This is a genomic window from Citrobacter sp. Cpo037, assembly GCF_030332945.1.
Classification (GTDB): domain Bacteria; phylum Pseudomonadota; class Gammaproteobacteria; order Enterobacterales; family Enterobacteriaceae; genus Citrobacter; species Citrobacter portucalensis.
In genome coordinates, this window is the sequence record NZ_JAOWGW010000084.1 from 2,421 (window position 1) to 13,191 (window position 10,771).

12 protein-coding genes and 1 pseudogene are annotated in these 10,771 nt (G+C 49.7%); 5 read left to right on the forward strand and 8 right to left on the reverse strand.

The window, feature by feature from the left end; genetic code table 11:
• Positions 1 to 177: 177 nt before the first annotated feature.
• The 3 genes from OGX94_RS24715 to OGX94_RS25060 all read right to left on the reverse strand — a co-directional run bounded on the left by OGX94_RS24715 (position 178) and on the right by OGX94_RS25060 (position 2,093).
• Complete coding sequence (locus OGX94_RS24715) at positions 178 to 708, reverse strand: GNAT family N-acetyltransferase (RefSeq protein WP_022652313.1); 531 nt, start codon at positions 706 to 708, stop codon at positions 178 to 180.
• Positions 709 to 711: 3 nt separating this feature from the next.
• A complete protein-coding gene (locus OGX94_RS24720) occupies positions 712 to 981 on the reverse strand; it encodes a type II toxin-antitoxin system TacA family antitoxin (RefSeq protein ID WP_022652312.1) in 270 nt (89 codons plus the stop codon).
• Positions 982 to 1,772: 791 nt separating this feature from the next.
• On the reverse strand, positions 1,773 to 2,093 hold the full coding sequence (locus OGX94_RS25060; RefSeq protein ID WP_502361632.1) for a hypothetical protein: 321 nt from the start codon (positions 2,091 to 2,093) through the stop codon (positions 1,773 to 1,775).
• Here OGX94_RS25060 and OGX94_RS24725 point away from each other — a divergent pair.
• On the forward strand, positions 2,077 to 2,826 hold the full coding sequence (locus OGX94_RS24725; RefSeq protein WP_064754779.1) for a RepB family plasmid replication initiator protein: 750 nt from the start codon (positions 2,077 to 2,079) through the stop codon (positions 2,824 to 2,826). The two genes, OGX94_RS25060 and OGX94_RS24725, sit on opposite strands and share 17 nt — an antisense overlap.
• A 325-nt stretch (positions 2,827 to 3,151) precedes the next feature.
• On the opposite strand, the gene OGX94_RS24730 is transcribed toward OGX94_RS24725, so the two are convergent.
• A complete protein-coding gene (locus OGX94_RS24730; protein WP_022652310.1) occupies positions 3,152 to 3,892 on the reverse strand; it encodes a tyrosine-type recombinase/integrase in 741 nt (246 codons plus the stop codon).
• Between the two features lie 476 nt (positions 3,893 to 4,368).
• On the opposite strand from OGX94_RS24730, the pseudogene OGX94_RS24735 reads away from it, so the two are divergent.
• From OGX94_RS24735 to OGX94_RS24750, 4 genes and pseudogenes are all read left to right on the forward strand, one after another.
• Positions 4,369 to 4,641, forward strand: a pseudogene (locus OGX94_RS24735) (IS1-like element transposase); the annotation flags it as partial.
• A 490-nt stretch (positions 4,642 to 5,131) separates the two neighbouring features.
• Positions 5,132 to 6,610, forward strand: coding sequence for a SulP family inorganic anion transporter (locus OGX94_RS24740; RefSeq protein WP_022652309.1), 1,479 nt, complete (start codon positions 5,132 to 5,134; stop codon positions 6,608 to 6,610).
• A 17-nt stretch (positions 6,611 to 6,627) separates the two neighbouring features.
• Positions 6,628 to 7,455: a universal stress protein gene (locus OGX94_RS24745; RefSeq protein ID WP_032430841.1), complete on the forward strand. Its 828-nt coding sequence runs from the start codon at positions 6,628 to 6,630 to the stop codon at positions 7,453 to 7,455.
• An 81-nt stretch (positions 7,456 to 7,536) separates the two neighbouring features.
• A complete protein-coding gene (locus OGX94_RS24750) occupies positions 7,537 to 7,740 on the forward strand; it encodes a hypothetical protein (RefSeq protein ID WP_021314636.1) in 204 nt (67 codons plus the stop codon).
• Positions 7,741 to 8,017: 277 nt separating this feature from the next.
• On the opposite strand, the gene OGX94_RS24755 is transcribed toward OGX94_RS24750, so the two are convergent.
• From OGX94_RS24755 to OGX94_RS24770, 4 genes are all read right to left on the reverse strand, one after another.
• Entirely contained in the window at positions 8,018 to 8,248 is a 231-nt protein-coding gene (locus tag OGX94_RS24755; protein WP_021314637.1) for a thioredoxin family protein, read from the reverse strand.
• Positions 8,249 to 8,261: 13 nt separating this feature from the next.
• Entirely contained in the window at positions 8,262 to 9,230 is a 969-nt protein-coding gene (locus OGX94_RS24760; protein WP_225986354.1) for a permease, read from the reverse strand.
• A 189-nt stretch (positions 9,231 to 9,419) separates the two neighbouring features.
• On the reverse strand, positions 9,420 to 9,962 hold the full coding sequence (locus tag OGX94_RS24765) for a sigma-70 family RNA polymerase sigma factor (RefSeq protein ID WP_022652305.1): 543 nt from the start codon (positions 9,960 to 9,962) through the stop codon (positions 9,420 to 9,422).
• A gap of 557 nt (positions 9,963 to 10,519) precedes the next feature.
• The coding region (locus tag OGX94_RS24770) for a transposase (protein ID WP_136129390.1) at positions 10,520 to 10,771 on the reverse strand (252 nt) is incomplete at its 5' end.

Here is a 10,771-nt window from a genome sequence, read left to right on the forward strand (position 1 = left end):
GATGACTCATAATGAACCCTGTTCCATGGCTCCAGATGACAAACATGATCTCATATCAGGGACTTGTTCGCACCTTCCCTAGATACCGCAGAAGAGCTGTTTCGGCAAAAATACTGTAATAGGACTAGGCCGCTTTACATAAGCGGTACGGCTTTACTGGATCAGTCTAAACCTGTTTTATTCATCATTTACTTCGAACAATTCTTCAATAGATTTTGTCGGGTAAAAGAGCGAGTTACAGTTTTCTTCCTTTAACTGAATGAAACCCAGTCGAAGGTAGAATTTTTTGGCGTTGTCGTTCAGCGCTTCCACGAACATTCCGTGTATACCCACAGCCTGCGAGGCCTGATACACGACTTTCATCGCATGGGTAACAAGTGTTTCTCCATATCCCTGGTGGTGAATGCTTTTATCAATTGCCAGACGGCCCAAAGTCACGCTCGGCACATTCTTGTAGGGTACACGCTTTTGTTGTGTTTTGCTGGGTAGAAGTATTTTCTCAAAGCAACTTCCTGATAGCGTGTAGTACCCCATCACACGCGGTTTATTCTCTCTCGTCACGAGAACATAACCACGTAAGATCTTACTGTTATGCTGCCGTTTCAGATGGTCAGTAAGAAAAGTATTCAGATACTCTTCTCCACAATCGAAGTTGCTTAATTCATATTCAACTTCCTCTGAAAAAATCTCAATCCTTAAACCCTCCATTTATTACTCCAGTTCCCGGAGACGGTTAGCGGCGCGTTTCAGCCGGTCATTCGGTGCTGGCGGATTAATGATTGCATCCATAACCAGGTTCCAAGACTCCTCATTGAGGAGCAGACGACGGTGCTGGTCAATAACTTCTGCAGCGCGTTCTGAGGCGGTACTGACCATGAACTGCGAAATTGACTGGTTAGTCATTGCTGCAGCTTCTTCGATCATGTGTTTGTCGTCTTCATTTAATCTCAGGTCAATGCGCTGCTTTTTCAGTGCTGACATGGTTTCTCTCCCAGGCCACTCTTTAATCTGAGAGAGCGGACAGTTTTGTTGAGTTCGGGACTTAAGGCGATAGCATGTACGGATGTATACCGTACAATTATAATAGAGTTATGGTATGCATGTTTCAACCACTAGTTGGCTGTGGATCCGGGTACAGCACGTAAAGGTGTAGAGAAAAACTTCTCGATGTTGATCGGTCAGGCTCAAATTACCGTTGCTGTGTCTGATCGGAAGAAACCAGAATCAAACTGTACTATGTAACCTCCGTATCATGGCTCTGAGAGAAGTGCAGTTTTGACATAGTCTGTATTGAGAAATGAATAGATCAGTGCTCGCCGCAGTCCGGTGACCGGGCTTATGCCCGCGAACCGGCGAGGAAGCGCAATAGCACAGATGCTGGCAGGAGCAGGTACGCGTTGTTGCCGGTATGAAAAGGGATCATTAATGAACAGTCTGAATTACCTTGTCGGTCAGCAGGTTATCCACATATACAGTCATTCGATCCAGTAATAAGATCCTTAAAGCGATCCCTGTAAGATCCAAAGAAGATCCCGACACCTCTGAAGGCCGCGTCAGGACTGAGCCTGGAGCATGATCACATAAGCTGTAGCATGTTAATCATAAGCTGTAACTGGTAGACAATAAGCTGTATTATGCAACGGATATGCTGTAATAAGCGATTGATATAAACTACAGTGAGTATGTCACCTGAAAGTTCATCAGGGCTGTGCATAAACTGAAGCCAGTTGTCTGGCGTTTTACAGGCCATAACATGAGAACAGTGGCTGCTTTTATTCTAAAACAATCCACCGATCGGGGGGCTCTCTGGACAAGGACAATCTGGACTTAAAAAAGTTGTTTGAAGAGGTGGATAAATCCTCCGGTGAAGTCGTAAATCTCACTCCTAATGCCAGTAATACAGTGCAGCCAGTGGCACTGATGCGGCTCGGAGTGTTTGTCCCTACTCTCAAATCACTGAAAAACAGTAAAAAGAACACGCTTTCGCGTACTGATGCGACGGAAGAACTGACGCGTCTATCTCTCGCCAGAGCCGAAGGGTTTGATAAGGTGGAGATCACCGGTCCCCGCCTGGATATGGATAATGACTTCAAGACCTGGGTAGGGGTGATCCATTCCTTTGCACGCCATAAGGTTATCGGCGATAAGGTTGAACTGCCGTTTGTTGAGTTCGCCAAACTCTGTGGGATCCCCTCCAGTCAGTCATCACGCAAGCTCCGGGAGCGTATCAGCCCCTCGCTAAAACGTATCGCGGGTACCGTGATCTCGTTTTCCCGCACGACCGAAAGTCACACCAAAGAGTACATCACACACCTGGTGCAGTCGGCCTACTATGATACGGAGAAGGATATCGTCCAGTTGCAGGCCGATCCGCGCCTCTTTGAACTCTACCAGTTTGACCGGAAAGTGTTACTGCAGCTCAAGGCCATCAATGCCCTGAAACGCCGGGAGTCCGCCCAGGCCCTTTATACCTTTATAGAGAGTCTGCCCCGGGATCCGGCACCGATATCTCTGGCGCGTCTGCGGGCCCGCCTGAACCTGAAATCCCCTGTGTTCTCGCAGAACCAGACGGTGAGGCGTGCCATGGAGCAGCTCCGGGAGATTGGCTATCTGGATTACACGGAGATCCAGCGGGGACGCACTAAACTCTTCTGCATTCATTACCGGCGGCCCAAGTTAAAACCACCGCATGATGAGAGTGCTGAGAACCCTCAACTGCCAGCCGCACCGGGTGATGTGAGTCCGGAGATGGCTGAGAAATTGGCGCTTTTAGAGAAACTTGGCATCACGCTCGATGACCTGGAAAAACTCTTCAAATCCCGCTGAACATAAGCTGTAGTGAGTAACACCTCTCTGTTTACTTGCTACAGCTTATATTGCTGCCTCTGGTGAGTGTCCTGCTCACTACAGCTTATATAAGCGGTGATGAGTGCGGCTCATGTCTGAGGCCCGTGCTTCCTGAGCAACAAACTTCCACCATTGTTTTTCTGCAGTTGCCGCAGCCCTGCGGACTTATTGCATCAGGCTTCCACATATCACAATCTGCTTACTCCAGCTTATGTTGCCTGCTACAGCTTATTTCACTCACTACAGCTTATCTCCGGGAAGATTTACTCACTACAGCTTATATAAACTGTGGCGAGTGACGTTGTCACGTCAGAGGGGGAAGTGTCCGGAGGATCTGCGCGGCATCATGCCCGTCACCGGTGAACGGCACGGCTAGTGTGGCCGCCATATCCAGCGCAAACACTCTGGTATATACCTCCATCGAGCGCGGATCCTTGTGGCCGGCCAGCGCCTGAATCACTTTCCGGGGCTGGCGGTGATAGAGCATATGCATGATATAGCTGTGCCGGAAGGTATGGGGCGTTACCGGAATTGAAAAATGGACCCCGTCAGCTTCGGCCCGCTTAACGGCCTGCTTCAGCCAGTTACGCATGGTTTCATCGGTGACGGCCCACAGCGGTTCACGCCGGCGGGGACGGGTGGTGACCATCCAGCTCGCCATCTGCCTGACATAGCTTATATCGGTCAGCGGGACCAGGCGGACCTCATCTTTCGGTGGGCGCCCGCGTCGGGCCCGTACTTTTTCAGACAGTACCCGCACAAAGGGTCGCAGACCATCGAGATCAAATGACTCCGGGGTCAGCGTCCGGGCTTCTCCGATACGGATACCGGTGTTCCACATGGTGGCGAACAGCATGTGATGGCGCTGGTCGGGCATATACCAGAGGAGGGCACTCACTTCCGGCGCCAGCAGATAAGCCGGGGTGGCACCGGTGGAGGTGGCCATGCGTCGTAATGCCACGGCGGTCGCAAAATCAACGCCCGGGGCGATCGGCAACAACGAAACGCGTTCTGGTGAATTCTGCAGGGGAATGACGTTGTTCATCGGCTATTTTTCACGTAGCGCACGCACTTTTTATGGATACAGGTATTTTGCACCTGACCGGCCGATCCTGCCATGACAATAAATCGCAGCGCGCGGATCCTTTTATTGTCTTATCCCGCATTATTGCGGGTAAAACCAAATGCGTAAAGGATCCTTTTTCAACATAGATCCACGTTAAAGCCAGTCATGACGCGGCCTGAGGGCTGTTTTACGGTTTTTGGGAGAAATGGGGTAATGCCAGGACATACATGATCGGACCATAATGAGAATGGAGCAGAGAAGAAGAGGATGCGCTACGTGAATTCTGACCTGGTACACCCCTGTAACCCTGTCAGTTTTCACGTAGCGCAATGTGGTAACTGACTATTGCCAGTTGATATGACGGCCGGCATTCTGATGCTGACTTAATATACGGATAATAGGTAATGCTGCCAACTTACTGATTTAGTGTATGATGGTGATTTTAAGGTGCTTGCGTGGCTTCCATTTCCATCAGATGTCCTTCCTGCTCCGCTACTGAAGGCGTGGTGCGTAACGGCAAAAGCACTGCCGGACATCAGCGCTATCTCTGCTCTCATTGCCGTAAAACATGGCAACTACAGTTCACTTACATCGCCTCTCAGCCCGGTACGCACCAGAAAATCATTGATATGGCCATGAATGGCGTCGGATGTCGCGCCAGTGCACGCATTATGGGCGTTGGCCTCAACACGGTTTTACGTCACTTAAAAAACTCAGGCCGCAGTCGGTAACCTCGCGCATACAACCGGGCAGTGATGTGATTGGGGTCAGTTTGGATATCGAAAATTATTGTACGTTAAGCTCATTTTTTAATCATTTCTGGTTTTTTTGGAAACGTAATATTCTGGATGTTAAGACGGTCATGCGGGGACATTGAACACAGATAATCATGTCCAGGTACGAACGTCCCATATAGAGTGTGAGCATTGATCGTGCTGTATTTTCGTTTATAGTAGATAGATTCTGTATCATACAGAGCACGTGGTCAGCACTAAAGTACATTACGCTGACTTATTCTGTTCACTGAGGGCTGAGTACCTGCTTTCAAGGATTTATCTGCTGATCATGCGCATTACGCCACCCTGAGTTTTCCCTTCCTCCGCCGTACTGAGCGAGCCTCAGAACGCACGTAATAACATCCCGTCTGCGGATGTGTTTTATCGTATTTGAAACTTATGTCCTCCGGGGCTAACTACATCTAAAAACTGAGAAATTACTATGTTGCTGTCCTCGACGCGTAAGGACTGGCTGGGTAACGTCCGTGGTGACGTGCTGGCTGGTATTGTTGTCGCGCTCGCACTCATTCCAGAAGCGATCGCCTTTTCCATTATTGCCGGTGTTGACCCTCAGGTGGGGCTTTACTCCGCTTTCTGTATCCCGCTGATTATGGCCTTCTTTGGTGGTCGCCCGGCGATGATATCTTCATCAACGGGGGCAATGGCGCTCCTGATGGTGACCCTGGTGAAGGATCATGGACTACAGTACTTACTGGCTGCCTCCGTACTGACCGGCGTATTCCAGCTGATAGCCGGTTATCTTAAACTCGGCGGTCTCATGCGCTACGTCTCACGCTCCGTGGTGACCGGATTCGTTAATGCACTCGCGATCCTGATTTTCATGGCGCAGTTACCTGAGCTCACCAATGTGACCTGGCATGTTTATGCTATGACGGCAGTAGGGCTCGCCATTATCTACCTCTTCCCGTATCTGAATAAAACAATCCCCTCACCCCTTGTCTGTATCGTGGTGCTTACGGCGATTGCCATATGGCTGCATGTGGACGTGCGTACGGTCGGGGATATGGGCAAACTGCCTGACAGTCTGCCGGTCTTCCTGGTGCCGGATATCCCGCTGAATCTTGATACGCTCCTGATTATTCTCCCTTACTCCGCAGGCCTCGCCATTGTAGGGTTACTGGAATCAATGATGACAGCCACGATTGTGGACGATATGACGGATACCCCCAGTGATAAAAACAGGGAATGCAAGGCTCAGGGCATCGCTAATATCTGCACCTCATTTGTCGGGGGAATGGCGGGCTGTGCAATGATTGGTCAGTCTGTTATCAACGTGAAATCCGGCGGTCGGGGCCGTCTGTCCACCCTCACTGCCGGTGTGGTCCTGATGTGTATGGTAGTCTTTCTGAGGGACCTGGTCTCGCAAATCCCTATGGCCGCGCTTGTCGCCGTAATGATCATGGTTTCGATTGGTACCTTTTCATGGCGTTCAGTTACCGACCTTAAAAGCCATCCCATTTCTACCAGCGTGGTGATGCTGGCAACAGTGGTGGTGGTGGTGGCCACTCATAATCTGGCATTCGGGGTACTGACCGGTGTGCTTATCGCTTCCCTGAATTTTGCCACTAAAGTGGCGCGTTTTCTGGCTGTCTCTTCAGAACTCAGGGAAGAGTCCCGGCTCTATAAGGTCACCGGGCAGGTGTTCTTTGCCTCCGCCGACCGCTTTATGGCGTATTTTGATTTTCGCGAAGCTGCAGAGAAAGTTGTCATTGATGTTACGCATGCCCATTTCTGGGATATCACGTCGGTCAGCGCACTGGATAAGGTGGTTATTAAATTCCGCAGAGAAGGAACAGACGTTGAGATCCGCGGGATGAACGAAGCAACCCGTACTATCGTTGATCGCTTTGGTGTTCACGATAAACCCGAAGAAATCGAAAAACTGATGGGAGGTCATTAATGTCAGGAATTAATGCTATGGACAACACCGTTATTGCCTGCGTGGATGGATCGTCATCAACACGCGCCGTGTGTGAGTATGCAGCCTGGATTGCCGGGAAGCTTGACGTTCCTCTTGCCCTGCTGCATGTGCTTGAAAAAAATGAACAACCGGCAGTTTCTGACCTTACGGGGACTATCGGTATTGACAGCCGGGAGCAACTGACGCAGGACCTTGTCCGAATAGAAGGGGAGCGTAACCGCCTGCTGATGACTCAGGGACGCGCCATTCTTGCCGGATGCGCGGAACTGCTCAGCCAGATCGGTATCCCGGATGTTCAGCAACTTCAGAAACATGGCGCACTGGATATCATCCTGGCTGACCTGAAGGGTATTCGTATGATGGTGCTCGGTCGCCGGGGAGCACAGAACCCGGTTGGCAGCAATCTGGAGAGCATTATCCGCCTGCAGAAAAAGCCGGTAATGATTGTACCTGAAACTTTTTCTGTACCTTCAAGAGTCATGTTTGCGTTTGATGGCAGTGAGGAAAGCCGGAGAAACCTGCGTCGACTGACGCTCAGCCCTCTGCTGCAGAGCCTGGAATGTCATATCGTAATGGTTAACGGCGATGCTCATACCCTCGAAGAGGCAAAGCGTAGTCTGCAGTGCGCTGGCATCAGTGCGATATCCCGGTTAGCTGAAGGACGCTCGGTAACGGAGGCGCTTTGTCGTTACGCCGCAGACAACGGCGTGGATTTGATTGTCATGGGGGCATATGGGCACTCTTCCCTGCGACGTTTTTTCATCGGCAGTAACACAACTGCGATGCTCGAACAGACCAGAGTCCCGCTGTTAATGCTCAGATAAGTCGGAACCCGGAGGAAACTCCGGGAAAACTTAATTCCAGACTGGCATTAAAACCCTGAGTCGGGAAGAAAAGGCGACATTATGAAGAAAATCCTTATGATTGATGAAGTTCTTGCGCTTGCCCGGCTTAGCCAGGTTGCATTTGATAAACCCATAAAATATATGGATGACACGGATGCTGAACTCATCGCTCGTTTTAAAAAAACCATCACACCAGAACTTATTGAGCAGATGTGTCTCAGAATACTTGAGCTTGAAGCGAAGTTTCAGACTTTAAACGAATAAGCGTCAGGAATATGATAACTAAAGGCTGAACAGGGACTGCAGTAAGACGGCCAGCTGTCAGAGAGCAAAAAACGGACCTGAACTGACTGTGATAAGTGAGATATCAGAGTGTAAACTTTACCTGCTGTGGCGGAGCTCCGCGACAGAGATGAAGGTATACCTTCATCTCTGGGTCTGAACTTTTCATTAAAAAAGGGGCTGCCGGAAGTCCTCTACAGAGATCAGAGCTTGATATTTCAGGCAATGAACGAACAGGAATTATTTCCCTGCCTGCAGGTCAGAGCCAGCTTTCGATAATGTCTCTTGATGGTATTCCTCCGGTATGTACAACGATGTTATCAACGACAACCGCCGGGGTCGCCATCACTTTGTGTTTCATTATTTCAGACAGTGACTCCACTTTTTCAAGCTGAATAGCGACGCCTCTCTCATCAGCCACCTGCTGGATAAGGCGGATGGTTGTTTTACAACCGGAACAGCCTGTACCCAGTACTTTTACATGCTTCATTTTATAATCCTCTTCAGGGAATTAACGGGAATACAACGTTAAAAATCCAGCCAACCAGTGTGAAAGAGGTCAACAACAGCAACAGCAGGGTGCACAGTAATTGCCACTTCATCACCTGTTTGAGCAGAATGAACTCAGGAAAGCTGGCAGCCACAGTGCTCATGCAAAAAGCCAGAGTTGTCCCCACTGGCAGGCCGTTCGTGATCAGACTCTCCATCACAGGGATCACACCGGTAGCATTGGAATAGAGAGGTATGCCAACCAGCACAGCTACAGGGACAGTCCACCACTGACCGGCACCGAGATGCGACGCGATCCATCCGTCGGGCACAAATCCATGCAATGCCGCACCAAGTCCTACTCCGAGAATGACCCAGAGCCAGACACGCTTAAAAATGGTGAGAGTTTCCTCTTTAGCAAAGGCATGTCGCTTTGAGAGAGGCATATGCGGTGCCATGGTAGATTGTCGGATCTCATCAGTTTGATGTTGCTGCCCGTCTCTGAGGGCATCGGCGGCAAAATCGGCTAACCAGCGTTCGGCCTTAATCCGATCAAGAAAAGCACCGCCAGCCATACCAACAGCCATTCCGACAGCAATATAAATGAGCGTGAACTTCCATCCGAGCAGGCTGACCAGAAGCAGGACGGCGACTTCATTGATAAGGGGGGATGTGATGAGAAAGGCCATGGTAATCCCGAGGGGGATACCAGCCGAAGTAAACCCCAGAAATACCGGGATACTTGAGCAGGAACAGAACGGAGTAACGGCGCCAAAGCAGGAGCCCAGTAAATACCCCATTCCACGGTGCTTACCTGCAAGATAGTTTCTTACCCTCTCAATATCCAGCGAGGCCCGTAGTATGGCCACAAAGTAGATCATGACCAGCAAGAGAACGAAAATTTTGCTCACGTCTTCGACAAAAAAGTGGATCGCCTCCCCGAGTTTGGTTGCAGGACTCAGACTAAGGCATTCATAGACCAGCTAGGTGGCAAAATCAGTGAAAATCTGGAACATAACGGACAGGCCTCACGACGGTTGTTTTTCGGGAAGACGCTGTTTGACAGAAAAGGATGCAGTTTTTTTCGATTTATTTCATTTGCTGAGAAATGTTATTGAACAGGATTTCACTGCAATAGCTTATCGGTAACCCCAGAAGGGGAAACAGATTCTTCACTTGGGAGTGAAACAACATACCCGACCATACTCATCCAGTCTGATCTGGCAATTGCTGGAAAGTTTCCTATGCAGCCTATCCCTCGCCCGGGATAAACGCGATTTGGTTGCCGCAAGTGTCAGACCATTTCGGTCTGCAAAATCAGCCTGTTTCATCCCCTCAAGATCACAGAGCGTAAGGATAATCCGATCAGACTCTGCCATTTTATCCAGGATGCGGGGCAGACAACCAGCCAGTGAGTCGACAGTTTCAGGCGTATTATCCGGCAATGATAAATCATCGTGGAGAGGCATAAATGGACGCTGCTGGCGGCTTTTATCAATAAGCAGATGCCGGGCAACCTCAAACAGCCAGGCTCTGGCATTCACGATGGCACAGAATTTCCCATGTTGTCGTATTGCCCGGAGAAAGGTTTCCTGTATCAGATCATCAGCATCAGCCTCATTACCCACTTGTCTGAGTAACCAGCAAAGAAGTTCGTGTTCATGCTTCTTCCACGCCTTCATAAGGCAAGGCGGCGTGCCGTTCAGTTGCTCCATTTATGACTCTCTCGTTAAATACACCGCATAGCGGGAGGATATTGGTTCTGATGCTGTCGGGGATGGGGTCCGGGAACTGTCGGTGCCATGATGATGTGATGGACTGATAGCATCCGATCAGTTATCCACCTTTCGGAAACCTCTTCCTGCAACAGGGTATGCTGTCTTGTGTTCAGTATCATGCAGTAAACCGTCATGCGCAATACCATCAATTTCCGCGCATTCGGTTCCGGATAAAACGTCAAAAAAGCGGTCCGGAATCTGCCTGATAAGCCAGCTAGGGGACGTCTCAGAAAACGGAATCTATGGTCACTCCCGTTTTTGCAACACCGATTTTGACGACAAGTTGGCTTGCTTGAATCTATCCGGCGTCTGAATGGGATTTTATTCCCGCGCCTCGATGAGTTCCGCGCCTGATGAACCTCCAGAAAATATACGGCTTCAATGAGCCTTTCCGTTTTACAGGTTCCTCAACAGGCCGGTGGGCCGTTAGTATCATCAATATCAGTATTCGCAAAACCAGATCAGTAATTCTTTAAACCGGTGTATTTCTGCCGTTATGCTACATAAGTTTGCTGTCGTGCCGTTAGGGCCCAGGCTATTCTGGCCAGCTTGTTTGCCAGAGCACAAGTGACGACAAAGTTGCTTTTCCGGCACAGTAAATCCCTGACCCAATCGGCCAATTTGCCAGACTGGTGTTCCAGTTTTTGTATGAATACCCTGGCACATTGAACCAACAAAGTTCGGATCTTTTTATTACCTCGCTTACTAATTCCCAGCAATGTCGTCCTACCTCCCGTGCTGTACTG

What these genes read in the sequence shown, in the direction of transcription:
- OGX94_RS24715 (WP_022652313.1), bottom strand. Translation starts at nt 708, where the DNA reads ATGGAGGGTTTAAGGATTGAGATTTTTTCAGAGGAAGTTGAATATGAA.
- OGX94_RS24720 (WP_022652312.1), bottom strand. Translation starts at nt 981, where the DNA reads ATGTCAGCACTGAAAAAGCAGCGCATTGACCTGAGATTAAATGAAGAC.
- OGX94_RS24725 (WP_064754779.1), top strand. Translation starts at nt 2,077, where the DNA reads ATGGATAATGACTTCAAGACCTGGGTAGGGGTGATCCATTCCTTTGCA.
- OGX94_RS24730 (WP_022652310.1), bottom strand. Translation starts at nt 3,892, where the DNA reads ATGAACAACGTCATTCCCCTGCAGAATTCACCAGAACGCGTTTCGTTG.
- OGX94_RS24740 (WP_022652309.1), top strand. Translation starts at nt 5,132, where the DNA reads ATGTTGCTGTCCTCGACGCGTAAGGACTGGCTGGGTAACGTCCGTGGT.
- OGX94_RS24745 (WP_032430841.1), top strand. Translation starts at nt 6,628, where the DNA reads ATGGACAACACCGTTATTGCCTGCGTGGATGGATCGTCATCAACACGC.
- OGX94_RS24750 (WP_021314636.1), top strand. Translation starts at nt 7,537, where the DNA reads ATGAAGAAAATCCTTATGATTGATGAAGTTCTTGCGCTTGCCCGGCTT.
- OGX94_RS24755 (WP_021314637.1), bottom strand. Translation starts at nt 8,248, where the DNA reads ATGAAGCATGTAAAAGTACTGGGTACAGGCTGTTCCGGTTGTAAAACA.
- OGX94_RS24765 (WP_022652305.1), bottom strand. Translation starts at nt 9,962, where the DNA reads ATGGAGCAACTGAACGGCACGCCGCCTTGCCTTATGAAGGCGTGGAAG.